The organism is Streptomyces venezuelae, assembly GCF_008642275.1.
GTDB classification, from domain to species: domain Bacteria; phylum Actinomycetota; class Actinomycetes; order Streptomycetales; family Streptomycetaceae; genus Streptomyces; species Streptomyces venezuelae_E.
Genome location: NZ_CP029189.1, coordinates 5,518,099 through 5,541,793 on the forward strand (window position 1 = coordinate 5,518,099; position 23,695 = coordinate 5,541,793).

Annotated in this window: 23 protein-coding genes; 15 read left to right on the forward strand and 8 right to left on the reverse strand. The window is 73.8% G+C overall.

The window, feature by feature from the left end; genetic code table 11:
• The first annotated feature begins 4 nt into the window (after positions 1 to 4).
• Both DEJ51_RS24725 and DEJ51_RS24730 read left to right on the forward strand, forming a co-directional pair.
• Positions 5 to 520 (forward strand): CinA family protein, encoded by a 516-nt coding sequence (locus tag DEJ51_RS24725; RefSeq protein ID WP_411757398.1) that lies wholly within the window; start codon positions 5 to 7, stop codon positions 518 to 520.
• 109 nt (positions 521 to 629) lie between these two features.
• Entirely contained in the window at positions 630 to 1,007 is a 378-nt protein-coding gene (locus DEJ51_RS24730) for a helix-turn-helix domain-containing protein (RefSeq protein WP_150259817.1), read from the forward strand.
• A gap of 372 nt (positions 1,008 to 1,379) precedes the next feature.
• On the opposite strand, the gene DEJ51_RS24740 is transcribed toward DEJ51_RS24730, so the two are convergent.
• The 4 genes from DEJ51_RS24740 to DEJ51_RS24755 all read right to left on the reverse strand — a co-directional run bounded on the left by DEJ51_RS24740 (position 1,380) and on the right by DEJ51_RS24755 (position 8,849).
• On the reverse strand, positions 1,380 to 2,150 hold the full coding sequence (locus DEJ51_RS24740; protein ID WP_150259819.1) for an SDR family NAD(P)-dependent oxidoreductase: 771 nt from the start codon (positions 2,148 to 2,150) through the stop codon (positions 1,380 to 1,382).
• Positions 2,151 to 2,213: 63 nt separating this feature from the next.
• Positions 2,214 to 3,008, reverse strand: coding sequence for a DNA-formamidopyrimidine glycosylase family protein (locus tag DEJ51_RS24745; RefSeq protein ID WP_150259820.1), 795 nt, complete (start codon positions 3,006 to 3,008; stop codon positions 2,214 to 2,216).
• Between the two features lie 424 nt (positions 3,009 to 3,432).
• Positions 3,433 to 4,104, reverse strand: a complete 672-nt coding sequence (locus DEJ51_RS24750) for a hypothetical protein (RefSeq protein WP_150259821.1) — start codon at positions 4,102 to 4,104, stop codon at positions 3,433 to 3,435.
• A 155-nt stretch (positions 4,105 to 4,259) separates the two neighbouring features.
• Positions 4,260 to 8,849 carry an ATP-dependent helicase gene (locus DEJ51_RS24755; RefSeq protein WP_150259822.1) on the reverse strand — a complete coding sequence of 1,530 codons (4,590 nt, stop codon included), beginning with the start codon at positions 8,847 to 8,849 and terminating at the stop codon, positions 4,260 to 4,262.
• 80 nt (positions 8,850 to 8,929) lie between these two features.
• Here DEJ51_RS24755 and DEJ51_RS24760 point away from each other — a divergent pair, with 80 nt between their 5' ends.
• From DEJ51_RS24760 to DEJ51_RS24775, 4 genes are all read left to right on the forward strand, one after another.
• The gene (locus tag DEJ51_RS24760) at positions 8,930 to 9,772 is read left to right on the forward strand and encodes a helix-turn-helix transcriptional regulator (protein ID WP_150259823.1); all 843 of its coding nucleotides are present in this window, start codon (positions 8,930 to 8,932) and stop codon (positions 9,770 to 9,772) included.
• A gap of 10 nt (positions 9,773 to 9,782) precedes the next feature.
• Positions 9,783 to 11,042 (forward strand): DUF2716 domain-containing protein, encoded by a 1,260-nt coding sequence (locus DEJ51_RS24765; protein ID WP_150259824.1) that lies wholly within the window; start codon positions 9,783 to 9,785, stop codon positions 11,040 to 11,042.
• 73 nt (positions 11,043 to 11,115) lie between these two features.
• Entirely contained in the window at positions 11,116 to 11,823 is a 708-nt protein-coding gene (locus tag DEJ51_RS24770) for an AzlC family ABC transporter permease (protein WP_150262123.1), read from the forward strand.
• The gene (locus DEJ51_RS24775; RefSeq protein WP_030010743.1) at positions 11,820 to 12,128 is read left to right on the forward strand and encodes an AzlD domain-containing protein; all 309 of its coding nucleotides are present in this window, start codon (positions 11,820 to 11,822) and stop codon (positions 12,126 to 12,128) included. Before DEJ51_RS24770 ends, DEJ51_RS24775 begins: the two co-directional genes overlap by 4 nt.
• On the opposite strand, the gene DEJ51_RS24780 is transcribed toward DEJ51_RS24775, so the two are convergent.
• Positions 12,097 to 13,113 carry a hypothetical protein gene (locus tag DEJ51_RS24780; protein WP_223835950.1) on the reverse strand — a complete coding sequence of 339 codons (1,017 nt, stop codon included), beginning with the start codon at positions 13,111 to 13,113 and terminating at the stop codon, positions 12,097 to 12,099. The genes DEJ51_RS24775 and DEJ51_RS24780 overlap by 32 nt on opposite strands.
• Before the next feature lie 81 nt (positions 13,114 to 13,194).
• On the opposite strand from DEJ51_RS24780, the gene DEJ51_RS24785 reads away from it, so the two are divergent.
• The gene (locus DEJ51_RS24785) at positions 13,195 to 13,389 is read left to right on the forward strand and encodes a DUF3046 domain-containing protein (RefSeq protein ID WP_030650223.1); all 195 of its coding nucleotides are present in this window, start codon (positions 13,195 to 13,197) and stop codon (positions 13,387 to 13,389) included.
• A 50-nt stretch (positions 13,390 to 13,439) separates the two neighbouring features.
• The gene (locus DEJ51_RS24790; protein WP_190620606.1) at positions 13,440 to 14,681 is read left to right on the forward strand and encodes an AI-2E family transporter; all 1,242 of its coding nucleotides are present in this window, start codon (positions 13,440 to 13,442) and stop codon (positions 14,679 to 14,681) included.
• Here DEJ51_RS24790 and DEJ51_RS24795 read toward each other — a convergent pair.
• Positions 14,635 to 15,390, reverse strand: a complete 756-nt coding sequence (locus DEJ51_RS24795) for a Clp protease N-terminal domain-containing protein (RefSeq protein ID WP_150259825.1) — start codon at positions 15,388 to 15,390, stop codon at positions 14,635 to 14,637. The two genes, DEJ51_RS24790 and DEJ51_RS24795, sit on opposite strands and share 47 nt — an antisense overlap.
• Before the next feature lie 118 nt (positions 15,391 to 15,508).
• Here DEJ51_RS24795 and DEJ51_RS24800 point away from each other — a divergent pair, with 118 nt between their 5' ends.
• The 7 genes from DEJ51_RS24800 to DEJ51_RS24830 all read left to right on the forward strand — a co-directional run bounded on the left by DEJ51_RS24800 (position 15,509) and on the right by DEJ51_RS24830 (position 22,519).
• Entirely contained in the window at positions 15,509 to 16,132 is a 624-nt protein-coding gene (locus DEJ51_RS24800; protein ID WP_150259826.1) for a class I SAM-dependent methyltransferase, read from the forward strand.
• A 129-nt stretch (positions 16,133 to 16,261) separates the two neighbouring features.
• Positions 16,262 to 16,729, forward strand: a complete 468-nt coding sequence (locus DEJ51_RS24805; RefSeq protein ID WP_150259827.1) for a hypothetical protein — start codon at positions 16,262 to 16,264, stop codon at positions 16,727 to 16,729.
• Between the two features lie 100 nt (positions 16,730 to 16,829).
• Complete coding sequence (locus DEJ51_RS24810) at positions 16,830 to 17,159, forward strand: deoxyxylulose-5-phosphate synthase (protein WP_150259828.1); 330 nt, start codon at positions 16,830 to 16,832, stop codon at positions 17,157 to 17,159.
• On the forward strand, positions 17,156 to 18,019 hold the full coding sequence (locus tag DEJ51_RS24815; protein ID WP_223835951.1) for an SMI1/KNR4 family protein: 864 nt from the start codon (positions 17,156 to 17,158) through the stop codon (positions 18,017 to 18,019). The genes DEJ51_RS24810 and DEJ51_RS24815 overlap by 4 nt, the downstream gene beginning before the upstream one ends.
• A gap of 171 nt (positions 18,020 to 18,190) precedes the next feature.
• On the forward strand, positions 18,191 to 19,306 hold the full coding sequence (recA, locus tag DEJ51_RS24820) for a recombinase RecA (RefSeq protein ID WP_150259829.1): 1,116 nt from the start codon (positions 18,191 to 18,193) through the stop codon (positions 19,304 to 19,306).
• Between the two features lie 3 nt (positions 19,307 to 19,309).
• A complete protein-coding gene (recX, locus tag DEJ51_RS24825) occupies positions 19,310 to 19,876 on the forward strand; it encodes a recombination regulator RecX (protein WP_150259830.1) in 567 nt (188 codons plus the stop codon).
• Between the two features lie 90 nt (positions 19,877 to 19,966).
• Positions 19,967 to 22,519: an FtsX-like permease family protein gene (locus tag DEJ51_RS24830; protein WP_150259831.1), complete on the forward strand. Its 2,553-nt coding sequence runs from the start codon at positions 19,967 to 19,969 to the stop codon at positions 22,517 to 22,519.
• 168 nt (positions 22,520 to 22,687) lie between these two features.
• Here the strand turns inward: DEJ51_RS24830 and DEJ51_RS24835 are convergent, their stop codons facing one another.
• A complete protein-coding gene (locus tag DEJ51_RS24835) occupies positions 22,688 to 23,098 on the reverse strand; it encodes a rhodanese-like domain-containing protein (protein ID WP_317852418.1) in 411 nt (136 codons plus the stop codon).
• On the reverse strand, positions 23,095 to 23,643 hold the full coding sequence (locus DEJ51_RS24840) for a cysteine dioxygenase (RefSeq protein ID WP_150259832.1): 549 nt from the start codon (positions 23,641 to 23,643) through the stop codon (positions 23,095 to 23,097). The genes DEJ51_RS24835 and DEJ51_RS24840 overlap by 4 nt, the downstream gene beginning before the upstream one ends.
• Between the last annotated feature and the right edge of the window lie 52 nt (positions 23,644 to 23,695).

Consider the following 23,695-nt stretch of genomic DNA (forward strand, 5'->3'; position numbering starts at 1 on the left):
AGCGGTGGATGCGGCCGGAGTGGCTGCGGATGCACTGCGCCTGCTTGCGGAGAGTGACCAGACGCTCGCCGTGGCGGAATCACTGACCGGCGGCATGGTGGCGGCCGAGCTCACGGCCGTCCCCGGGGCCTCCCGGTCCTTCCGCGGCTCGGTCACGGCGTACGCGACGGAGATCAAGCACCGGCTCCTCGGGGTGGACGTCGGACTGCTCGAAGCCGAAGGTGCGGTGAACGCGCAGGTCGCGGCCGAGATGGCGGCCGGCGTGCGGCGCGTGATGGGCGCCTCGTGGGGGATCTCGACCACCGGGGTGGCCGGTCCGGAGCCTCAGGACGGGCAGCCGGTGGGCACCGTTTTCGTCGCGGTGGACGGTCCAGGGGGCAGGAAAACGGTCCGTCTGAGGTTGAAAGGCTCCCGCGCGGAAATTCGTAGGGAGAGTGCACGCACAGTGCTCAGGCTTCTCTCGGACCAACTCCGTGAGAATGCGCGGAGGCAGGATACGGAACAGAACGGGGGGATTTGATGTTTGCAGCCCTGAGTGAACACGACATCGCTCCCCGCACGGCCGCGGCGCGAGGCGGTACGGTGGGGCGTGAAGGATGCGGCTACACGGTCAGAGGAGGGAGCCACCGATGATTCTGCTCCGTCGCCTGCTGGGTGACGTGCTGCGTCGGCAGCGCCAGCGCCAGGGCCGTACTCTGCGCGAAGTCTCCTCGTCGGCCCGAGTTTCTCTCGGCTATCTTTCCGAGGTGGAGCGGGGGCAGAAGGAGGCATCCTCCGAGCTGCTCTCCGCGATCTGCGACGCGTTGGACGTACGGATGTCCGAGCTGATGCGCGAAGTCAGTGACGAGCTGTCGCTGGCCGAGCTGGCACAGTCGGCCGCGGCTAGCGAACCGGTGAGTGTACCGGTCCGCCCGATGCTCAATTCGGTCTCCATGACTTCGGTCACGGGACCGGAGCGGGTGACCATCAAGGCGCCTGCGGAAGCGGTGAATGTCGTAGCCGCGTGAGCGAGCACGTGCGTGTTTGAGCGTGGCCGGAGCCCCGGCCGGTGCCTGGTGCACCGGCCGGGGCTCCCGGCCGTTCTGGGTGCGGGGGCGCGGGTGGTGCGGGAGGATGGGGCCGTCCGGGTTCCCGCCCCTGGGAGGCAGCCGTGCGGCGGTCGCTGCGCATACGCATACCCGCGCTGTCTGTCCTCGCCCTGACCCTGGGCGCGCTGTGGTGGTGGGCCGTGCTGCGGCTGGTGCTGGTGCCCGCGGAGTCGGGAGCCGTGGAGGGCGCGGTGGCGGTGGGCGGCTGGGGACTGGGGCTGCTGCCGGTGCACTGCGTGCCGGGCCCGGTGCGCACGGCGCGGCGCAAGGCACTGCGGGCGGACGGCGGGGCTACCAGGGCATGGACACCCCACCGTTCGGGCGAAGGATCTGGCCCGTCATGAAGGACGAGGCGTCCGAGGCCAGGTAGAGCACCGCCCTGGCGATGTCCTCGGGCTCGCCGACCCGGCGCAGCGGGGACATCCGGATCATCGCCGCCTCGGTCTGCTCCTGGACCCCGGGGCCGTGGCGGCCGGTCATGGGCGTGCGGATCCAGCCCGGGGCGACGGCGTTGACCCGTATGCCGTGCGGGCCGGCCTCGGTGGCGAGGGTCTTGGTGAGCTGGACGACGGCGGCCTTGGCGGCGCTGTAGCAGAGCAGGCCGGGCTGGGCGGCGTCCACGGCTCCGGAGGCCATGGTGACGATGGAGCCGGGGCGGCCCGCCGCGATCATGGAACGGGCGGCCTCCTGGCAGGTGCGCAGGACCCCCTTGAAATTGATGTCCAGGATCCGGTCGAGGTCCTCGTCGGCGGTCTCCAGGACGCTGCTCGTGTGCATGACCCCGGCGACGGCGGCCGCGATGTCGAGCGGGCCCGCCGCGGTGACGGCCGCCCGGAGCGCGGTGCGGTCGGTGACGTCGAGGCGGTGGACGGTGGCGGCGCCGCCGGCTTTGGCGACGAGGGCGGCGGTTTCGGCGAGGCCCTGCTCGTCGCGGTCCGCGCAGTGGACGTGCGCGCCCGCCTCGGCGAGCAGGACGGCGGTGGCCCGGCCGATGCCGCTGGCGGCGCCGGTGATCAGGGCGGTGCGGCCGGTGAGGCCGTACGGGGCTGTGGGTGTGGGCATGACCGGACCGTACGACCGTATCTGACGGACCGTCAATTGGTGTGGCGGGGTCTCTGGGAGGTCCTAGGGAGTCGGGCCCTGCTGGCAGTGGGGGCACCAGTAGGTGGGGCGGCCGTCCTGCGGGGCCTCGCGGACGGGGGTGCCGCAGCGCAGGCAGGGGCGGTGCGTGCGGCCGTAGACGAAGAGGTCCTGGCCGGGGCGGTGGATGCCGGTGGTGTTGCGCGGACCCGGCCGCGCGCCGATGTTCGCGGCGAGCAGCCGGTGGGCGGCCGCCGCCAGCCGGGGCAGCTTGGGCTCGGGGAGCGCGCCGACCGGGGTCCACGGGGTGACCTGGGCCAGGAAGCAGAGCTCGGCCTTGTAGATGTTGCCGATCCCGGCGAGGTTGCGCTGATCGAGCAGGGCCTCGCCGAGGGCGCGCTCGGGGGCGGCGAGGAGGTTGGCGGCGGCGCGGGCGGGATCCCAGTCCGGGCCGAGGAGGTCGGGGCCGAGGTGGCCGACGGCGCGGTCCTCCTCGGCGGTGCGGATCAGTTCCAGGACGGGCAGGCGGTAGCCGACGGCCGTGGCCCCGGCCGCGCCGAGGACGGCCCGGATCTCGTGGTCCGGGCCGCCGCGCCACTTCTCGCCGGCGGCGAAGACATGCCAGGCGCCGTCCATCCGGAGGTGGCTGTGCAGGGTGAGTCCGCCCTCGAAACGGGCGAGGAGGTGTTTGCCGCGGGGGGTGACGTCGAGGGTGACGCGGCCGGTGAGGTCGGCGGTGGCGAAGCGGGGGACGCGCAGGTCGCTGCGGGTGAGCACGCGGCCTGCGAGGGCGGTGTGGAGCCGGGTCGCCGCACGCCGGATGCTGTCGCCTTCGGGCATGGCTTCATTGTGCCGGTGCCCGCCGGGGCCCGGTGCGGTGTCGGCGCGGCGCGGGCGGGCCCGGGGCGGGCCTGGGCGGGGTGGTGCGCGGGCTTTTGCCGGATGCGGCGTCGGGCGGTGGTGCTGTTGGCCGGAGCCGGAGCCGGAGCCGGAGCCGGAGCCGGAGCCGCAGCCGCAGCCGGAGCCGGAGCCGGAGCGGGGTCCGGGGCAGGTTCCGCGGGGTCCCGTCGGCCGCCGGGCTCCACCCGGATACGAGCGCCGGGTGCCCGCCGGGGCCCGGCGCGGTGTCGGCGCGGCGCGGGCGGGCCTGGGCTGGGTGGTGCGGGGGCTTTCCCCGGATGCGGCGGCGGAGCGGGCCCGCCCGTTTGCCGGGGGCCGGAGGCCGCCCATGTGCGCCGGGGTCGGGCGGGGTCCGCTCGTGGGGCTACTTCCAGGCGATGGCCTTGCCCTTGTTCGCCGCGTTGTACGGGTTGCCCCCGTACTCGGCGCCGGCGACCTTCACCTGGGACGACGGGGCCAGGGCGATCGCGCAGCTGGTCTGGGTCTGGCCGTGGGCGAAGCCCTTCGGCATGGACTCGTTCTTGCACTTCTCGAACGAGCCGATGACCGCCAGGCTCTGGGCCTCGGTGCCGTCCCCGAGCAGGCCCTTGACGTGGCCGACGGAGGCGTACGACATGTCCGTGGTGCCGATGTTCTTGACCGAGTAGCGGATGTAGTACGGGACCTTGCCGTTCGCCTTGTCGCCGAGGTCCAGCCCCTGCAGGTCGGCGGGCGTGCCCTGCTCGATCGCGGTGACGGTGAGGGCGAGCCTGCTGCCCTTGAAGTCTCCGTAGTCGTAGGGGACCTCCGCGGCCTCGCCGATCTTGAAGACCTGGCCGGACTTCGCCGTGCCCGGGGCCCCGGCCGGCACCGCGCCGTCACCGGTCGAAGGGGTGGCCGAGGCGCCGGGGGCAGCCGGGGCCCCGGACGAAGCCGATGCGGCCGGCTGCGCCGGGGTCTGCTCGTCGCCGTTCTCACAGCCGGTCAGGGCCAGGCTGCCGACGACGGCCAGAGCGGACACGCCGAGGGTGCCGGTGCGCATGCTGATGGTGCTCATTCTTCTCGTCCCCCATGACTGTGCATTGCCAGTGCAACGCCTGTGATGACCTTGATAAGGGATCGCTCGGCGGATCGGCCAGCTGAGAGGCGGATGAGGGCGGGTTTGTGACATGTTCAGGACGTCCGTGGCACGGCCGGGTCCGTTTGCGGCTGTCAGGAACGCAGGCGAAGACCCCTCGGCGTGGCATGGAAGCCGGCCGCCTCCAGGGCAGGACCCAGGGGGGAGGTCAGGGCCGCTGCCGCGTTGATCCGTTCCACCGTGAGGGCCGGGAGGCTGCCGGTGCGGGAGGCGCCCGCCAGGGCGGCCGTGGCCGCCGTGAGCCGGGGGTCCTCCGCACCGGGCCAGGCCAGCAGGGTCTTTCCGCCGCGCTCCAGATACAGGACGAGCTCCCCGTCCACCAGGACCACCAGGGAGCCCGCCTTGCGGCCCGGCTTGTGGGTGGCCCCGGCCGGGGGCTCGGGCCAGGGCAGGGCCGCGCCGTACGCGTTCGCCGGGTCGGCGGCCGCCAGCACCACCGCCGCCAGCGGGGGCGGGGTCCGCTCGGCGGCCCGGAGCCGGTCCACCGCGCCGTCCATCGCGAACTGGGCCGCGCCGAGCCCCTCCACCACATAGCCCCGGCGCGCCTGACCGCTGTCCTCGAAGGCCGACAGGACGCGGTAGACCGCGCTGAAGCCGCCCTCCACCCCCTCCGCGGCGACCGCCCCGCGGGTCACCACCCCGTGCCGGTCCAGCAGGGTGCGGGCCAGGGCGTGGGCCCGGTGCGTCGGGTCGGGGGCCGCGGCGGGCAGCAGGGACCAGCGCCCGGAGACCGTGGGCGGCCCGGTACGGGACACCGTCGCGCTGAGCGTGCCGTACCGGCCGCGCGGAACCGTGCGCCGGGCCCGGTGAGCCGTCGCGCCGGCCGTGCGGCCCGAACCGAGCAGCGAGCGCAACGGGGCCAGGGTGTCGTTGGTGAGCCGCCCCGACCAGGCCAGATCCCATACGGCCTCGGAGAGGGCGACGTCGGACACCTCGGGGAACTCGGCACGGATCGACTGCGCGATCTGCCGGAAGAACAGCCCGTACCCGCCCGCCAGCGAAGCAAGGACCGCCTGGTGGAGGGGGCTCTGCTCCAGCGGGTGCGGCGGGGGCAGCAGCAGCGGTGCCGCCTCCGCCAGGTAGAGGGAGACCCAGCCGTCCTTGCCCGGGAGGGATCCGGCGCCCGCCCAGACCACCTCGCCCGCTGTGGTCAGTTCGTCCAGCAGGCCCGGCGAGTACCCGCTCACCCGCGACGGGAGGATCAGGCGTTCCAGCGCGGATGCCGGGACCGGGGCACCCTGGAGCTGTTCCACCGCCCGGGCCAGCCCGTCGAGCCCGCGCAGGGCTCCGCCCAGGTGCTGCCACTGGGGGAGGAAGGTGGCCAGCGAGGTCGGCGGCACCGGTTCCAGCTCCTGGCGGAGCGCGGCGAGGGAGCGGCGCCGGAGCCTGCGCAGCACCGTCGCGTCGCACCACTCCTGGCCGATGCCCGCCGGGTGGAACTCGCCCTGCACCACCCGGCCGGCCGCGGCCAGCCGGTGCAGGGCGCCCTCGGTCACCGCCGCGCCCAGGCCGAAGCGGGCGGCGACGGTAGCCGTCGTGAACGGCCCGTGGGTGCGGGCGTACCGGGCCAGCACATCCCCGAGCGGGTCCTTGACCGGCTCGGTGAACGCCTCCGGGACGCCGACGGGCAGCGCCGTGCCCAGCGCGTCCCGCAGCCGGCCCGCGTCCTCGATCGCCGCCCAGTGGTCCGCGCCGCCGATCCTGACCGGGATGGCGCGGCGGGCCGCCGCCAGCTCGCGGGCCCACTCCGGATCCGCCCCGCGTGCGCCCAACTCGTCCTGCGTCAGCGGGCCCAGCAGGCGCAGCAGGTCGGCCACCGACTCGGGATCCTTGGCCCGCCGGTCCTCCGTGAGCCACTGGAGCTCCCGTTCCAGCTCCTCCAGCACCTGCGCGTCGAGGAGTTCGCGCAGCTCCGCCTGGCCGAGCAGCTCGGCCAGTAGCCGGGAGTCCAGCGACAGGGCGGCCGCCCGGCGCTCGGCCAGCGGCGAGTCGCCCTCGTAGAGGAACTGGGCCACATACCCGAAGAGCAGGGAACGGGCGAAGGGGGAGGGCTCCGGGGTGGTCACCTCCACCAGCCGGACCCGGCGCGCCTCGATGTCCCCCATCAGCTCGGTCAGGCCGGGCACGTCGAAGACGTCCTGGAGGCACTCCCGTACGGCCTCCAGCACGATCGGGAAGGAACCGAACTCCGAGGCCACCTGGAGCAGCTGGGAGGCCCGCTGGCGCTGCTGCCACAGCGGAGTGCGCCGGCCGGGGCTCCGGCGCGGCAGCAGCAGGGCGCGCGCCGCGCACTCGCGGAAGCGGGAGGCGAACAGCGCGGACCCGCCGACCTGGTCGGTGACGATCTGCTGGACGTCACCGTGGTCGAAGGCGACGTCGGCGGCGCCCAGCGGGGCCTTCTCGTCGTCGAACTCGAACCCGTGCGGAGCGGCCGGGTCGTGGTCCAGGAGGTCCATGGACAGCAGGTCCGCGTCGGGCAGGCGGAGCACGATCCCGTCGTCGGCGTGCATCACCTGCGCGTCCATGCCGTACTTCTCCGCGAGGCGGGCACCCAGCGCCAGTGCCCACGGGGCGTGCACCTGAGCACCGAAGGGGGAGTGGACGACGACCCGCCAGTCGCCCAGCTCGTCGCGGAACCGCTCGACGACGATGGTCCGGTCGTCGGGGACGTGACCGCAGGCCTCGCGCTGTTCGGCGAGGTACGCCAGCACGTTCTCGGCGGCCCAGGCGTCCAGGCCCGCCGCCACCAGCCGCAGCCGGGCGTCCTCCTCGCCGAGGCCGCCCAGCTCGCGGAGGAACGCACCGACGGCGCGGCCCAGTTCCAGCGGCCGGCCGAGCTGGTCACCCTTCCAGAACGGCAGCCGGCCCGGCACCCCGGGGGCGGGGGTGACCAGGACCCGGTCGCGGGTGATGTCCTCGATCCGCCACGAGGTGGTGCCGAGGGTGAAGACGTCGCCGACGCGGGACTCGTAGACCATCTCCTCGTCGAGCTCGCCGACCCGGCCGCCCCCCTTCTTGGGGTCGGAGCCCGCCAGGAACACGCCGAAGAGACCCCGGTCGGGGATCGTGCCGCCCGAGGTGACCGCGAGGCGCTGGGCTCCCGGCCGGCCCGTGACCGTCCCCGCCACCCGGTCCCAGACCACACGCGGCCGGAGCTCGGCGAACGCGTCCGACGGATAGCGCCCGGCCAGCATGTCCAGCACCGCCGTGAACGCCGACTCCGGCAGCGCCGCGAAGGGCGCCGCCCGCCGCACCAGGGCGAGCAGGTCGTCCAGTTGCCAGGTGTCCATCGCGACCATCGCGACCAGCTGCTGCGCCAGTACGTCCAGGGGGTTGGAGGGCACCCGCAGCGACTCGATCGCCCCCGTGCGCATGCGTTCGGTGACCACCGCCGCCTGCACCAGGTCGCCGCGGTACTTGGGGAAGACCACCCCGGTGGAGACCGCGCCCACCTGGTGCCCGGCCCGGCCCACCCGCTGCAGCCCGGAGGCCACCGAAGGCGGCGACTCCACCTGCACCACCAGGTCCACCGCGCCCATGTCGATGCCCAGCTCCAGGCTGGAGGTGGCGACCACCGCGGGCAGCCGGCCCGCCTTCAGGTCCTCCTCCACCAGCGCCCGCTGCTCCTTGGACACCGAGCCGTGGTGGGCGCGGGCCAGCAGTGGCGGAGCACCCAGGGCGGCGCCCGACTGGGCCATGATCTCGGCCGGCGGCTTGCCCTCCGGCAGCTTCTCGCCCAGGGCGCGCTCGTACGCGATCTCGTTGAGCCGGTTGCACAGCCGCTCGGCGAGCCGGCGGGAGTTGGCGAAGACGATCGTCGAGCGGTGCGCCTGCACCAGGTCGGCGATCCGCTCCTCCACATGCGGCCAGATCGACGGCTTGTCCCCGCCCTCCTTGCCCTCGGTCGCGGGGGAGCCGCCCAACTCGCCCATGTCCTGCACCGGGACGACCACCGACAGGTCGAACTCCTTGGCCGAAGGCGGCTGTACGATCTCCACCCGGCCGCGCGGCGCCAGATAGCGGGCGACCTCGTCCACCGGCCGGACCGTCGCCGACAGCCCGATCCGGCGCGCGGGGCGCGGCAGCAGCTCGTCCAGCCGCTCCAGGGAGAGGGCCAGATGGGCTCCGCGTTTGGTCCCGGCGACCGCGTGCACCTCGTCCAGGATCACCGTCTCGACCCCCGCCAGCGCCTCCCGGGCCGCCGAGGTGAGCATCAGGAACAGCGACTCGGGCGTGGTGATGAGGATGTCCGGCGGCCGGGTGACCAGCGCCCGCCGCTCGGCGGGCGGGGTGTCCCCGGAACGGATCCCGACCCGGATGTCCGGCTCCGGCAGGCCCAGGCGGACCGATTCCTGGCGGATCCCGGTCAGCGGGCTGCGCAGATTGCGCTCCACGTCGACGGCCAGGGCCTTCAGGGGCGATACGTACAGCACACGGCAGCGCTTCTTCGGCTCGGCGGGCGGCGGGGTGGACGCGAGCCGGTCGAGGGCCGCGAGGAACGCGGCCAGGGTCTTGCCGGAGCCGGTGGGGGCGACCACCAGCACGTCCGAACCCTCCCCGATCGCCCGCCAGGCGCCCTCCTGCGCGTCGGTGGGCGTGACGAAGGCCCCCGTGAACCACGAGCGGGTCGCGGGGGAGAACGAGTCGAGCGCAGCGCCTGCCATGCCCCCATCGTGCACCCGGCCACTGACAACGGGCCGGACCTGGGCAAACGCGGGTCGGCGCGGGGGCGCAGAATGGGGGGATGGGGACGGACGAGGGCGCCGGGGGCCGCCGGGAGTGGGCACGGCACTGGCAGTACGCGGAACTGCCGGGGCTGGACCTGCTGCGCGCCCACTACGTGCGCCACACCTTCCCGCGCCACGCCCACGACGGGTACGTCATGGCGGCGGTCACCGGCGGTGTCGAGGAAGTGGGGCTGCCGGGGCACGTCGTGCACGCCGGACCGGGCAGCGTGGTCCTGATCAACCCAGAGGTGCCGCACACCGCACGCGCCGGGGTGCCCGAGGGCTGGGCCTACGCCACCCTCTACCCCTCGCGCGCCCTGATCGCCGAGGTCGCCGACGAGATCGGCATCCTGCGCGGCACCCCGGGGTTCACCGCCGACATGGTCGCCGACCCGCAGGCCGCCCGGGCGATCACCGAGGTCCACCGGGCCGCCGAGGCGGGGAACGCGCTGGCCGCCGACACGCTGCTGCGGGGCCTGGTGGCACGGATGCTGACCCGGTACGCAGGACCGATGCCCGCTCGTACGGTCCGTGGCGCGGGCGGCGCCGACGCGGAGGCCGCCCGGGCCGTGCTGCAGGAGCGCATGGCCGACCCGCCGTCCCTGGAGCAGCTCGCCGCGGAGCTGGGCACGAGCCCCTTCGCCCTGCTGCGGGCCTTCCGCGAGCGGTACGGGATGCCGCCGCACACCTGGCTCACCGACGCCCGCGTCCGGCAGGCCCGCCGGCTCCTCGAGGTGGGCACGGCGCCCGCGGAGGCGGCCGTCGCCGTGGGCTTCACCGACCAGCCGCACCTGAACCGGCACTTCACCCGGATCGTGGGGGTGCCGCCCGGCGCGTACCGGCGGGAGCGGGCCGTCTAGGCTGTTGATCATGGACATCGGGGGAGTGCGGGCGCTGCACGACGCGCAGCTGAGGGGCCGGGTGCCCCACCGGCGGCCCGCCGGCGCGGTGATCGAACGCGATGGACTCCTCGTCCGCACGCACTACGGCACCCACGGGACCGTGGAGCACGGGCCGCTGCCGCAGCCGCCCGGTGCCGCGACGGTACGGCGGCAGCTGGAGGCCTTCGCCGCGCGCAACGAGCCGGCCGAGTGGAAGGTCCACGGGCACGATGCGCCCGGGCTGGCGGAAGAGCTGACGGCCGCCGGCTTCGAGGCCGGAGCCGAGCGCTCACTGCTCGTGGCGGAGTGCGACGCCCTGGAGGGGAGGACCGGGACACGGGAGGATGTCCGCGCCCTGGTCCTGGACGGATCCGCGGGGAGCGCGCGGGCACGTGAGCTCGCCGCCACCAGCGGTCCGCACGCGCTGGCGCTGAGCGAGTTCGAGGCGGACGCCCACCGCCTCTACCAGAGGTTCGGGGCGGCGGCGCTGCCGCGCCGGGGCCGGACGGCGGGCATCGGCTGGGCGGGGCGGCCGGCCGATACGGATTTCGTGGTCGTCGGCGGGCTGACCGGGCCGCACCCGGAGCTGGTCCGGCACTTCGCGCGGCTGCGGGAGAAGGCGTACCTGATGGACCGCGCCGCCCGGTACTGCCTCGTCGAGGCCCATGGTGAGGTGCGGACCGCGCTCCTGGCCGCGGGCTTCGAGGAGCTGACGACCGTACGTACCCACCGCTGGGCCCCGGCGGGCACCCCGGCCACGACCCGGCCGGTCCGGGAGACCATCGGCGCGCTGGACGACGGACCGCTTTGGGACCGGTTGGAGCAGGAGTTCGGGTTCCGGCCGAGCACGAGCAGGTTTCCCGGCTTCGAGGCACCGGCCCCCTCGGTCACCTGGTCGCTCGACGCCGTGGACCGGGGCGGAGAGGATTCACTCGACGAGCTCCGCCGGATCACCGAACGCGCGCTGCGCTCCCTCACCGCGCCCGGGCAGGAGCTGTTCTGGCTCGACTGGCAGCACATCGGCTACGCCTTCGACCCGCACCGGGTGGGCGGCCCGGGCCGCCCGAGGTGGCCGGGGTCGGTCTACCCGGACGGCGACTACTACCTCTTCCTCCACCCCGGCCTGGAGTTCGGAACCTTCGGGCACCCCTGGGAGGGGACGCTGACCGTGTTCGGAGCCCCGCTGCTCGCCGCCGCCGAGGGGCGGCTCACCCCGCTGCTCGGGGAACCGCTGCGGCGGCGGGACTGACGTCGCGCGCGCAAGAACGTACAAGACCCACCGGGCACCTCCCGCATAGTTTCGGAGCGTGGGAGAGAACCAGCTGGTCACAGAGCCAGAGATACGTGAGGTACCGGCGTCCGGCGAGCGGCCGCGCGCCGCCGTCGTACGCGACGCGCTCGGGGTCGGCGTGGCCGTCGGCCTGTCCGGTTTCGCCTTCGGTGTGACCGCCGCCGGGGCGGGCATCAGCACCCTGCAGGCCTGTGTGCTCAGCCTGCTCGTCTTCACCGGCGCCTCGCAGTTCGCCCTGGTCGGGGCGCTCGCGGCGGGCGGGAACCCGTTCACCGCCGCCGCCGGGGCCTTCTTCCTCGGCACCCGGAACGCCTTCTACGGACTGCGTCTGTCGCAGCTGCTCAAGCTGCCCCGTGCCCTGCGGCCCCTCGCCGCGCACTGGGTGATCGACGAGACCACCGCCGTCGCGCTGGCCCAGCCCGACCGGAAGTCGGCCCGGCTCGGCTTCACCGTCACCGGACTCACCCTCTACGTGCTGTGGAACCTCACCACCCTGCTCGGCGCGCTCGGCGCCGAGGCCATCGGGGACACCAGGGCGTGGGGCCTGGACGCCGCCGGACCGGCCGTGTTCCTGGCGCTGCTGGCACCCATGCTGAAGACCTCCACCGAGCGGGCCGTCGCCGCCCTCGCGCTCGTCCTCGGGCTCGGCTTCCTGCCCGTGCTGCCCGCCGGGGTGCCCGTGCTGATCGCGGCCCTGGCCGCCCCCGTCGTGCTGTGGATGAAGGGACGCCGTCCGTGAACGTCTGGATCGCCATCGGCCTCACCGTCGTCGGCTGCTACGCCGTCAAGCTCGCCGGGCTGCTCGTCCCGGCCGGGGCCCTGGAGCGGCCGCTCGTGCGCCGCCTGGCCGCCCTGCTGCCGGTCGCCCTGCTCGCCGCGCTCACCGCCCAGCAGACCTTCAGCACCGGGTCCGCCCTGGTCGTCGACGCCCGGGCCGCCGGACTCGCCGCCGCCGGACTGGCGCTGCTGCTGCGCGCCCCGTTCCTGGTCGTGGTCGCGGCCGCCGTCGTGGTCACCGCGGGGGTACGGGCCCTGGGTGGCTGACCTTGGCGGGCAGGCGCCCGTAAGCCCGCAGGGTGAGCAGGGCCTCCAGGGTGGCGATCGGCCTCCGCTCCAGCGAGCTCCCCGGCGCCCAGGCCCGGCGGCGCACCGGCCAGCCGCCGTCCGGCTGCTGCTCGGAGGCCAGGAAGTCCAGTGAGCGGCGCAGCTCCGCGTCGGTGAACCAGCCGCGGGCCAGCGACTCCGGCCGCCGGGCGAAGTCGTGCGGGTACAGCCGCTCGCCCGGCGCGTAGCCGGGGGCCTCCGGGTACTCCGCCCGCCGCACCGGATCGAGGACCGCGAGCTTCCGCTCGCGCACCAGCCGGCCCAGCCGGTCCGCGGCCGCCGCCGCGCGCGCCCGGTCGGGGATGCCGTCGAGGAAGGCCACCGCGCTCTGGACCTCGTACGGGTGGGAGTGGCGCAGGTTCTCGACGCGGTCCCAGCAGAAGTCCGTCGCCCGGAAGAGCCAGGCGTGCCAGACCCGGTTGCGGTGCAGCACGCCGACGACCGGGCCCGTGGTCAGCAACTCGCCCGGCGGGTCGTCGTGCACCGGGTGGTAGGGGGCGGCGGGATAACCGCGGGGGGCCGGGAAGACCACCGGAAGGGCCCCGTCCGCGGTGGACACCCCGGTCAGGTGGCGGCAGAGCCGCTCGATGCGCTGCCCGGCGCAGCGGCCCAGGCTGTCGAGCACGCGCAGCGCGTGCGCGGTGTGCAGGGGCTGACTGAGCGGACCGCGAAGGTCCGGATCGAGTGCGTGACCGTAGCCGCCGTCCGCGTTGAGATACGAACCGAGGGCCGTGTCCACCGGGTCGGCGTCCCCGCCGAGGAAGTGGAACGCGAACCGCCGCTGCTCCAGCACGCGGGCCGTGAGCCAGATGAACCCCTCGGCGCGGGCCAGCGGGCCCTGGGGGTCCTGGGCGTCCTGGGGTGTCTGGGACGGCCGGGGCCGCGAGGTGTGTGGGGTCTGCGAGGAAGCTTCGTCTCCGGGCATGCGTGCAACGTAGGACGCCGTGGTGCGGCCGGGAGGGCCGAACGCGGGCGGTGCACTCTCCCGGGGCGGGATACTGGGGGCATGCGGTTGACGATTTTCTGGGAACGGATGGCGGAACACTTCGGTGCGGGCTATGCCGACTCCTTCGCACGGGACCACGTCATGACGGAGCTCGGCGGGCGGACCGTCCACCAGGCGCTGGAGGCGGGCTGGGAGGCCAAGGACGTCTGGCGCGCGGTGTGTTCGGCGATGGACGTGCCGGCGTCCCTGCGCTGATCCGCGCGCTGTTTCGCGGTGGCGGGCGCGCGTGGGACAGACTTGGCGCCGTGGCAGCCAGCGAAGAGACGACCGACCAGCCCGCCGATGCGCCGGGGGCGACACCGCCGGTGCGGGCGGAGGAGCCGCAACCACCGGACCGGCCGGGTCCGCCCGCGCCGCCCGCCCCGCCGCCCTCCGGGGCGGCCGCGGACGACGGGCGCATGCCGCGCTGGCTGCCGCGCGCCGTGATCCTCGTACTGGCCCTCGTGGCCTGCTTCCAGCTCGGCAGCTGGGCCTTCCACCAGCTGATAGGCCTCCTCGTCAACATCCTGATCGCGTTCTTCCTCGCGCTCGCGATCGAGCCGGCCGTGGCCAGGATGGCGGCCGGGGGGATGCGCCGCGGAGTCGCCACCTTCGTGATGTTCCTCGCGGTGTTCATCGTGACGGCCGGCTTCCTCGCGCTGCTCGGCTCGCTGCTCGCCGGCCAGATCGTCGCCATGGTCGAGGGCTTCCCGGGCTATCTGGACTCGGTGATCAAGGCGATCAACTCCACCTTCCACACCGAACTGTCCCGGCTGGAGATCCAGGAGAGCGTGCTGCGCTCCGACTGGCTGCGCAAGTACGTGCAGAACAGCGCGTCCGGCGTGCTCGACGTCTCCGCCACCGTGCTCGGCGGACTCTTCAAGCTGCTGACGATCGGGCTGTTCTCCTTCTACTTCGCCGCCGACGGACCGCGGCTGCGGCGCGCACTGTGCTCGGTACTGCCGCCCGCGAAGCAGGCCGAGGTGCTGCGCGCCTGGGAGATCGCCGTCGCCAAGACGGGCGGGTACCTCTACTCGCGCGGGCTGATGGCGCTGATCTCGGGTGTCGCGACCTACATCGTGCTGGCGGTCCTCGGGGTGCCGTACGCGCCCGCGCTCGCCGTGTGGGTGGGACTGGTCTCGCAGTTCGTCCCCACCATCGGCACCTATCTCGCGGGCGCGCTGCCGGTCCTGCTCGCCTTCACCGTGGACCCCTGGTACGCGCTGTACGTCCTGGTGTTCGTGGTGGTCTACCAGCAGTTCGAGAACTACATGCTCCAGCCGAAGCTGACCTCGAAGACCGTCGACATCCATCCCGCGGTGGCCTTCGGCTCGGTCATCGCGGGGACCGCCCTGCTGGGCGCGGTCGGGGCGCTGATCGCGATCCCGGCCGTCGCCACGCTGCAGGCGTTCCTCGGTGCGTACGTCAAGCGCTACGAGCTGACGCGGGACGCGGACTCCTCTACTTCCCGTCCGCGTCGCCGAGTACGGCTGCCAAGGCTTCGTTGACGGTCGCCTCGGCGGCGGCCTTGTCCAGACCGAGGCCGCTCAGCAGGCCCTCGCCGTTCTCCAGCTCCAGGAGCGCGAGCAGGATGTGCTCGGTGCCGACGAAGTCGTGGCCCAGGCGCAGGGCCTCACGGAAGGTCAGCTCCAGGGCCTTCTTGGCGGAGGCGTCGAAGGGGACGAGGGCGGGGAGCTCGTCCTGGGCCGGTGGGAGTGCGGCGGTCGCGGCGGCCCGTACGTCGTCGGGCGAGACCTCCTGGGCGCGCAGGATGAGCCCCGCGAGTCCTTCGGTCTCGGCCATCAGGCCGAGGACCAGGTGCTCGGTGCGGATCTCGGTGTTGCCGGCGGCGCGGGCCTCGTTCTGCGAGGTCACGACCACGTTGCGGGCGCGGGGGGTGAAGCGGCCGAAGCCCGCGTTCGGGTCGAGGCCACCGGCGCCCTCCTTGTCCGCCTTGGGTACGAAGCGCTTCTGGGCCGCCTGGCGGGTGACGCCCATGCTGCGGCCGATGTCGGTCCAGGAGGCGCCGGACCGGCGGGCCTGGTCGACGAAGTGGCCGATGAGGTGGTCCGCGACGTCCCCGAGGGCCTCGGCCGCGACGACGGCGCCGCTGAGCTGCTCCAGGGGGTCGGTGTGGACCTTGTTGATGGCCTCGATCAGGTCGTCGAGGCGTACCGGATTGGTCATGCGAACGGGTTCCACCGAAGGGTTCGTCATAGAGGCAACCTTAGGTTGACACTTCTCTGGGTGTCAACCTCGGGTTGTCAATCGATGGGGTGTCGTGGAGCCCGGGCCGCGGTGCCATCCTGAGGAGGGGCGAGACGCGGAGGCCGCCATGGGGTTCTACGCCGAGCAGGCAGTGCCGCGGATCCTTGACGTCGCCTGCGGCGCCAAGGCGGCCCGGCCGCTGCGCCGCCGGGTCTGCGCGGGGCTGGCGGGCGAGGTCGTCGAGATCGGCTTCGGCACGGGGCACAACACCCCCTTCTACCCGCCGGGCGTCACGGGCGTGTCCGCGGTCGAGCCGTCCGACGTCGCGTGGCGGCTGGCCGCGGAGCGCGTACGCGGCGCCCGCGTACCGGTCCGGCGGGCCGGCCTGGACGGCCAGTCGCTGCCCTTCGAGGACGGCGGTTTCGACACCGCGCTGTCGACCTGGACGCTGTGCACCATCCCGGACGCCGTGGCAGCCCTGCGCGAGCTGCGCCGCGTACTCAAACCCGGCGGAACCCTGCACTTCGTCGAACACGGGCTCGCCCCGGAAGGTGACTGGCGCGTGCGCCGCCTGCAGCGACGGCTCGAACCGCTGAACATGCGGCTCCTGGGCGGCTGCCACCTCACCCGCTCCGCCCCGGACCTGCTGGCGGCGGCTGGATTCACGGTCACCACCCTCGACGTCTTCTACGAGGAGGGCGCGCCGAAGTTCCTCTGCGCGGACTCCCTCGGGACGGCGATCTCCCTCTGACCGGCGATTTCCCTCTGGCCGGCGACCTCCTGCTGACCGGCGACCCGTCACGAAAGCATCACGAGGGGCACGGGCCCGGGGCGTCCCTGGCAGCATCGGTCGGACCGATCCAGGGGGGTTCCAGGTTCCATGAGATTACGTCTGCGCGTACCCGCGGCGACCCGCGGCACCGTCATCGTCACCGCCGCAGCCGTCACGCTGCTGCTCGGAGGCTGCTCCCAGACCCCGGCCGAGCAACTGGAGGAGTGGTACGCCTCGGGAGGCGAGGCCCAGATCAAGAAGCTGACCGAGGACGCAGGCCGGGTCAACGAGGTGAGCATGCGCACGATCGACGTCCAGGGACCCGCCTGCCAGGACCTGCTGGCCCAGACCGCCAAGGCGGAGAAGCTCGACCCGATCCCGGACGAGGCCGCCCAGCGGTACTGGAAGGAGGCCCTCGGCGGATTCAGGCGGGGAGCGGCCGAGTGCGCCGACGGAGCCGCGAAGAGCGAGGAGAGCCAGGTCTCCCGGGGCATCAGGGGGGTCCAGACGGAAGGCCTCCCCAAGCTGGTGAGCACCGTCTCGATGGTCAAGGCGGGCCTGGCGGCGGGCAAGTGACCTGAGGACCCGGCTGACGGACAGCGCCGTCACGCCGGGCGCGGGCGGCTCCCCGGAATTCGGGTCGATCCCGGCCCGGGGCGCTGCCTACGCTGTTCCCATGGCTCATGCGAAGACCTCCTACGTCTGCCTGCCCTGCCGGGCCTCGTACAAGCAGCCGTACGACAAGGAGCGGGAGCGGATCTGTCCGCGGTGTGCGGGAGCCCTGGTCCATGCGGGCTCGGCCTTCGCCCCGCCCCCGCGCCGGGACGCCGCGGGGTGGCGGACCCTCGCCGTGCTGCTGAACGCCGGCGTGCGATTCCACAAGAGCTGCTGCGGCGGGCCCGGTTACCGGCCGCGCACCCTGCACGAGGTGCGGGAGCGGATGACGTACGCGGAGCGGACCGGTACGCCCTTCGCGGAGGCGCTCGTCCTGCGCGACCTGCCGTGACCGGATACGACACCCTGGCGCGGCTCGTGACGCCGCCGGCCGCACCGATCGACGCCCACGGCGACTGGACCGCCGCCGAGACCGCGGTCGGGGTGCGGCTGCCCGACGACTACAAGTGGCTGGTCGCCACCTACGGATGGGGGGAGTTCTGCGACTTCCTCTACCTCCACACCCCGTTCGGCGTGAGCAGGTACAACGGCGTCGAGTGGCAGAGCGCGCATGCGACGGAATCGGCCGACCTGGGTGGCGAGCGCTACCCGTACCCGCTGTACCCGGCGCCGGGCGGGCTGCTCGTCTGGGGCACCACCATGGACGCCGACCGGCTGTGCTGGCTCACCGAAGGGGAACCGGAGGAGTGGCCCGTCGTCCTGTGGACCAGCGAGGGCTGGTACGAGACCCATCGCACGGGCGCGGCCGCGTTCATCGAGAGCTGGACGGGCGGACGGGTCCGCTCCCGGCTGCTCGGCGCGCCGGAGCCGGACCTGGCACCCTGGTTCAACACGTTCCGGCCCCGCGCCGACCGGTGCCTGCGCCTGTCGGAGGGACCCCTGCCCCATGACGAGCGTCTGCGGCGCCTGCGTGCGGCGCTGGCCCCCACCACGGACCGCGGCACATGGCGCTCGACGTACGACGAGAGCGGCCAGGACCACTTCGCGACACTCGACGCCGATTGGCTGCTCACCTACGACAACCCCCACCCCCACCAGATCCGGATCGCCTTCCCGCCCGAGGACGCGGAACGCGTGCGACGGCGGCTCTACGGCGCCGCCGAGCTCATGGGATGCCGGGTGCTGGAGGTCACGACCGCGGCGGGGACCACGCTGGAAACCTGGGACACGGTCACGGACGAGGACGAGTAGTCGCACCGGCGCAGGTGGGGGAGGGGTGGGCGTGGCGAGCTTGACAGGGAAATCGAACATCCATTCTGATGAGTTATCCACAGCCGAAACGCTCGTGGAGGCGCATTGTCAGTGGCAGGCATTAGCGTCAGTGACGTGAAGCGATCGACTCAAGCAAACCGGGTGGAACCCATGGCAGGCACCGACCGCGAGAAGGCTCTCGACGCCGCTCTCGCACAGATTGAACGGCAATTCGGCAAGGGTGCGGTCATGCGCCTCGGCGACAAGCCGAACGACCCCATCGAGGTCATCCCCACCGGGTCGACCGCGCTGGACATCGCCCTCGGCGTCGGCGGGCTGCCCCGCGGCCGTGTGATCGAGGTGTACGGTCCGGAGTCCTCCGGTAAGACGACCCTGACCCTGCACGCCGTCGCCAACGCGCAGAAGGCCGGCGGCACCGTCGCCTTCGTGGACGCCGAGCACGCGCTCGACCCCGAGTACGCCAAGGCCCTCGGCGTCGACACCGACAACCTCATCCTGTCGCAGCCGGACACCGGCGAGCAGGCGCTGGAGATCGTGGACATGCTGGTCCGCTCCGGTGCCCTCGACCTGATCGTCATCGACTCCGTGGCGGCCCTCGTGCCGCGCGCGGAGATCGAGGGCGAGATGGGCGACTCGCACGTCGGCCTCCAGGCCCGACTGATGAGCCAGGCGCTCCGGAAGATCACCGGTGCGCTCAACCAGTCCAAGACCACCGCGATCTTCATCAACCAGCTCCGCGAGAAGATCGGTGTGATGTTCGGCTCGCCCGAGACCACCACCGGTGGCCGCGCGCTGAAGTTCTACGCCTCGGTGCGCATCGACATCCGCCGCATCGAGACCCTGAAGGACGGCACGGAGGCGGTCGGTAACCGCACCCGCTGCAAGGTCGTCAAGAACAAGGTCGCGCCCCCGTTCAAGCAGGCCGAGTTCGACATCCTCTACGGCCAGGGCATCAGCCGCGAGGGCGGCCTGATCGACATGGGCGTGGAGCACGGTTTCATCCGCAAGGCCGGCGCCTGGTACACGTACGAGGGCGACCAGCTCGGCCAGGGCAAGGAGAACGCCCGCAACTTCCTGAAGGACAACCCCGACCTCGCCAACGAGATCGAGCGGAAGATCAAGGAGAAGCTGGGCGTGGGTGTCCGCAAGGACGCCGCAGCCGCAGCCGAGGCCGGTACGGACGCGACCGACGCCGCGGCCACCGCCGTGCCCGCCCCGGCAACGAAGGCCAAGACGACGGCCAAGGCCGCCGTGGCCAAGAGCTGACCCGTGCGGGAGCAGGAAGGGGGCGGCGAGCGCCGGGGCGGCCGAGAAGGCCGTCCGGAGCTGCCGCCCCAGAGCCCCGAGGAGCAGGCGCGGGCGATCTGTCTGCGCCTGCTCACCGGGAGCCCGCGTACCCGGCGCCAGCTCGCGGACGCCCTGCACAAGCGGGGCATCCCCGAGGAGGTGTCGCAGCAGGTCCTCTCCCGGTACGAGGAGGTGGGCCTGATCGACGACGCCGCCTTCGCCGGTGCCTGGGTCGAGTCCCGGCACCGCGGCAGGGGCCTGGCGCGCCGGGCGCTGGCCCAGGAGCTCCGGACCAAGGGGGTGCACGCCACCCTCGTGGAGGAGGCCCTGGAGCTGCTGGACTCCGACCAGGAGGAACAGACCGCCCGGGAACTCGTGGAACGCAAGCTCCGCTCCACCCGGGGCCTGGAGCGGGACAAGCGGATCCGGCGCCTCGCCGGGATGCTCGCCCGCAAGGGATACCCGGAGGGCATGGCCCTGCGGGTGGTGCGCCGCGCCCTGGAGACGGAGGGCGAGGACGCCGACGACCTCGGGTACCCGGGGGAGTGAACCGGCGGGCCCGGGGTGGGGGTATCCCCCGGGACCGGACGCCGGGGTACGCCAGTGTCAGGCGCCGGGCACGGCGGCAGAGTTGGCCGCATGATGCTGCGTTACGCCCTTCAGACCGTCAGGGACCGCAAAGCCGGATTCCTCGGCGCCTTCGTCGCACTGCTGTGCGCGGCCGCCCTCGTCACCGCCTGCGGGACACTCCTGGAAACGGGACTCCGCGGAAAGATCCGGACCGAGCGCTACGCGGCCACGCCGGTCCTCGTCTCCGCCGACCAGAACGTCCACGAGACCACGGTCAAGGAGAAGAAGGGCGGACGGACCAAGACCAAGCACAAGGCCAAGCCCGTCGCCGAGCGGGCCTGGCTCCCCGCCGCCACCGTGGACGCGGTCCGCGCCGTGCCCGGCGTCGAACGGGCCGTCCCCGAGCTCACCTTCCAGGCCGTCCCCCTGGTCGAGGCCGCGGGCGAGGCACTGCCCTCGTACGGGCACGCCTGGACCTCCGCCGTGCTGACCCCCTTCACCCTCACCGAAGGCCGCGCCCCCCAGGGCGGCGGCGAGGTCGTCGTCGACCGCGCGCTGGCCGCCCGCGCCGGACTGAAGCCCGGCTCCGAGCTCGCCGTGCAGTCCACCGGCGAACCCCGGACGTACCGGGTCAGCGGGGTCGCGAAAACGGACCGGGGCGACCTCGCGCGGCAGAGCGCCCTCTTCTTCGGCGACGACGAGGCCCGGCGGCTCGCCGCCCGCGACGGACAGGTCAGCGCCATCGGAGTACTGCCCGCGCCGGGCGTCGGCACCACCGAACTCGCCGCCCGGGTCGAGCAGGCGCTGCGGGGCACCACCGCCCAGGTCGCCACGGGCGACGAGCGCGGCCCCGTCGAGTTCCTCGACGCCGCCGGCGCCCGCATCAAGCTGGTCTCCATGGGCGGTGCGATGGGCGGCACCTCGCTGCTCGTCGCGATCCTCGTCGTCGTCGGCACCTTCGCGCTCTCCGTCCAGCAGCGCTACCGCGAACTCGCCCTGCTGCGCGCCATCGCCGCCACGCCCAAGCAGCTACGGCGCATGATCGGCCGGGAGGCACTGCTCGTCGGCCTGGCCGCCGGCGTCACCGGCGCACTCGCCGGACTGCCGCTCGCCGCCTGGCTGCACGGCCGGTTCGTCGACAGCGGGGTCGTCCCCGCCACCCTGGAGCGCACCGCAGGCATCTTCCCCATGCTCGCGGCCGTCGCCGCCAGCCTGCTCGGAGCCTGGGCCGCGGCCCGGATCACCGGCCGCCGGATCGCCCGGATCCGCCCGGCCGAGGCGCTCGCCGAAGCCGCCGTCGAGCGGGGGCGCCCCCGCTGGATCCGCAGTGTGCTCGGCGTGCTGCTGCTGGCGGGCGGCGCGGTGCTGGTCGTCGTCCTCGGCTCGCTGCGCACCGAGCCGGCCTCCACCCCGGTCACCTTCCTCGCCGTCGTGGTACTGGCCGGGGCGGTCTCGCTGCTCGGCCCGCTGCTCGTACGAGCCGCCACCACGCTGCTCGCGGGACCGCTGCGGCTCACCGGCCCGGGTGGCCACCTGGCCACCGCCAACCTGCGCGGGAACGCCACGCGCATGGCCTCCGCCGTCACCCCGCTCGCGCTGCTGATCGGGATGACCTGCACCGTGCTGTTCATCACCCCGACGCTCGGCGACGCCGCCCGGGCCCAGGCCCGCGACGGGATCCGGGCCCAGTGGGTCCTGGCCGCGCAGGGCCCCGGAGTCACGCGGGAGGCCGCCGAGCGGATCCGGCGGACCCCCGGGGTCACGGCGGCCACCGAGATCGTGCACAGCTCCGTACGGGTGGGTCTGACGAAGTACGCCGCGCAGGGCGTGACCCCGGCCGGGCTGACCCGTACCTGGGACCCCGAGGTCACCGGCGGCAGCCTGGACGGCTTCGGCGAGGAGAACGCCGCGGTGAGCGAACTCGCCGCCGACCAGCTGGGCCTGAGGCCCGGGAGCCCGCTGAAGCTGACGCTGGGGGACGGCACCCCGGTCACGCTGACCGTCTCGGCCGTGTACGCACGAGGGCTCGGCTTCGGCGATCTGACGCTGCCGCACCGGCTGGTGGCCGCGCACGCGGACAATCCGCTGGCCCGCAGCGTACTCGTGGCGACGGGACCGGATGCGGGGACCGGCCGGGAGCAACTGGCCGCGGCGGTGGCGGGGTTCCCGGGCGTACGGGTGCTGACCGCGGCGGACGCCGACGCGGCCCGGGCGGAGCGGCAGGACGCCGGGGCGGAGATCAACCTGCTGGCGATGGGGCTGGTGCTGGCCTTCACCGCGATCGCGGTGGTCAACACGCTCGCGATGTCCACCGCCGAGCGGTTCCGGGAGTTCGCGATGCTGCGGCTGGCGGGAGCCGAGCGCCGGCAGGTGCTGCGGATGCTGCGGGCGGAGGCGCTGGCGGTGCTCCTGATCGGGACCGCGCTGGGGTCGGGGATCGCGCTGGCGGTGCTGACCGCGTTCAGCGTGGGCATGACGGGGGCGGCGGCGCCCGCGGTGCTGCCGGTGGCCTACGCGGTGGTGGTGGGGGTGGCCGGGGTACTGGCGTTGGCGGCCACGTCCCTCCCGGGGCGGGTGGCGTTGCGGGTGGCGCCGGTGGCCGTCGCGACGGCGAAGGGGTAGAGCCCCGTACAGGGGCCGGGCCCCGGGACCGTGCCGCCGGAGCGGATCGGTCCCGGGGCTGTCGTGCATGCGGGGCCGTCGTGCATGCGGGGCTGTCGTGGATGCGGGGCCGTTGCCGGCCGCAGCCGACAACGGCACCCCGGCCTCCCGGCACAAGGCCCCCGGGTCTCACCCGCCGGCGGGGCCGGAACCGGTGGGGGTGACGGGCAGGCCCGCCGACTTCCAGGCCTGGAAGCCGCCCGTCAGGTCCGTCGCGCGATGGAGGCCCAAGGCGTGCAGCGAGGCCGCGGCGAGGCTGGACGCGTAGCCCTCGTTGCAGATCACCACCACCTGGAGGTCGTGGCTCGTGGCCTGCGCCGCGCGGTGGCTGCCCTGCGGATCCAGGCGCCACTCCAGCTCGTTGCGCTCGACCACCAGCGCGCCGGGGATCAGACCGTCCCGTTCGCGCAGCGCCTGGTAGCGGATGTCGACGAGGAGGGCCCCGGCGCGGGAAGCGGCGTACGCCTCCTGCGCCGTCACCCGGGTGTAGCCCGCGCGGACCCGCTCCAGCAGCTCGTCGATGCCGACCGGGGCGCTCACTGCCAGTCCGCCGGACGCTCGACGTGCTCCAGGCTGAGCACCGGGCCGCTGCGGCTGTAGCGGCGGATCAGCGGGAGCGGCGGGTAGTAGGCGTGCACGGAGACCGCGTGCTCGGACTGCGACTCGTTGAGGACCTCGTGCACGTGGTGCTCCCGGAAGGCGCGCCCCGAGCCTGCGGCCAGGGTGCGGTGGCGGTCGACGTCCGGGGCCAGTTCCAGGGACTTCCAGCCCTCGGAGGGCAGCCGTACGGCCAGCGAGTGCTCGGTGAGCCGGCCCCGGGCGGTGGCGAACGCGCCCCGGGATTCGGCGTGGTCGTGCCAGCCGGTGCCGGTGCCCGGCGGCCAGCCGATCAGCCACGCCTCGCTGCCGCCCGGCCCGTCCAGCCGGATCCAGGTGCGGCCCTCGGGATCGAGCGGCAGCGAGGCCACGATCGCGGGGTCGGCCGCCGTGCGGAGGGCGAAGTCGAGGAGTTCGGCGGCCGTCGGGCCCCCGGCCACCGGGCTGGACTCCGGGGCGTACGGGGGTGCGGATACGGGTGCAGACATGAAAGGAGACCGTTCCTGGGTTCGCGGAGGTGCGCGCAGGCCGGTGGACGGC

Bases quoted from the DNA above. Each gene is read 5' to 3' on its own strand.
- DEJ51_RS24730 (WP_150259817.1), top strand. From the start codon at position 630: ATGATTCTGCTCCGTCGCCTGCTGGGTGACGTGCTGCGTCGGCAGCGC.
- DEJ51_RS24740 (WP_150259819.1), bottom strand. From the start codon at position 2,150: ATGCCCACACCCACAGCCCCGTACGGCCTCACCGGCCGCACCGCCCTG.
- DEJ51_RS24745 (WP_150259820.1), bottom strand. From the start codon at position 3,008: ATGCCCGAAGGCGACAGCATCCGGCGTGCGGCGACCCGGCTCCACACC.
- DEJ51_RS24750 (WP_150259821.1), bottom strand. From the start codon at position 4,104: ATGAGCACCATCAGCATGCGCACCGGCACCCTCGGCGTGTCCGCTCTG.
- DEJ51_RS24755 (WP_150259822.1), bottom strand. From the start codon at position 8,849: ATGGCAGGCGCTGCGCTCGACTCGTTCTCCCCCGCGACCCGCTCGTGG.
- DEJ51_RS24760 (WP_150259823.1), top strand. From the start codon at position 8,930: ATGGGGACGGACGAGGGCGCCGGGGGCCGCCGGGAGTGGGCACGGCAC.
- DEJ51_RS24765 (WP_150259824.1), top strand. From the start codon at position 9,783: ATGGACATCGGGGGAGTGCGGGCGCTGCACGACGCGCAGCTGAGGGGC.
- DEJ51_RS24780 (WP_223835950.1), bottom strand. From the start codon at position 13,113: ATGCCCGGAGACGAAGCTTCCTCGCAGACCCCACACACCTCGCGGCCC.
- DEJ51_RS24785 (WP_030650223.1), top strand. From the start codon at position 13,195: ATGCGGTTGACGATTTTCTGGGAACGGATGGCGGAACACTTCGGTGCG.
- DEJ51_RS24795 (WP_150259825.1), bottom strand. From the start codon at position 15,390: ATGACGAACCCTTCGGTGGAACCCGTTCGCATGACCAATCCGGTACGC.
- DEJ51_RS24800 (WP_150259826.1), top strand. From the start codon at position 15,509: ATGGGGTTCTACGCCGAGCAGGCAGTGCCGCGGATCCTTGACGTCGCC.
- DEJ51_RS24805 (WP_150259827.1), top strand. From the start codon at position 16,262: ATGAGATTACGTCTGCGCGTACCCGCGGCGACCCGCGGCACCGTCATC.
- DEJ51_RS24810 (WP_150259828.1), top strand. From the start codon at position 16,830: ATGGCTCATGCGAAGACCTCCTACGTCTGCCTGCCCTGCCGGGCCTCG.
- recA (WP_150259829.1), top strand. From the start codon at position 18,191: ATGGCAGGCACCGACCGCGAGAAGGCTCTCGACGCCGCTCTCGCACAG.
- DEJ51_RS24830 (WP_150259831.1), top strand. From the start codon at position 19,967: ATGATGCTGCGTTACGCCCTTCAGACCGTCAGGGACCGCAAAGCCGGA.
- DEJ51_RS24840 (WP_150259832.1), bottom strand. From the start codon at position 23,643: ATGTCTGCACCCGTATCCGCACCCCCGTACGCCCCGGAGTCCAGCCCG.